The sequence below is a fragment of the Gordonia malaquae genome (assembly GCF_037148075.1).
Lineage (GTDB): Bacteria > Actinomycetota > Actinomycetes > Mycobacteriales > Mycobacteriaceae > Gordonia > Gordonia malaquae.
Genome location: NZ_JBBCUB010000013.1, coordinates 1 through 271, shown reverse-complemented (window position 1 = coordinate 271; position 271 = coordinate 1). Strand labels below are relative to the sequence as shown.

Here is a 271-nt window from a genome sequence, read left to right as displayed (position 1 = left end):
CGCGTTCGCGGGCGGCGGCGAGGGCCTCGGCGTCGGCACCGTAGGCAGTCCCGTGCGGGGACTCCGGGTCGTCCGGGTTGTTCATCCCTGGCTCTGCCCAGAGGGTGAGAACGGCTTCGAGCTTGGCTCGAAGCGACGGCGACAGTTGCGCCCGGATCTCGGACATCAGCCGCTTGTCCTGCGGCTGGATCGCGAATCCCCGCGTCCGGGCGCGATCGGCGTCATCGGTCAGCGACCCGTCGGGGTCCAGGTGGGCCAGGATCCGGCGGCC

1 protein-coding gene is annotated in these 271 nt (G+C 72.0%); it reads right to left on the bottom strand.

The window, feature by feature from the left end; genetic code table 11:
- The coding region (locus tag WFK36_RS22710) for a DUF222 domain-containing protein (RefSeq protein WP_336794517.1) at positions 1–271 on the bottom strand (271 nt) is incomplete at both ends.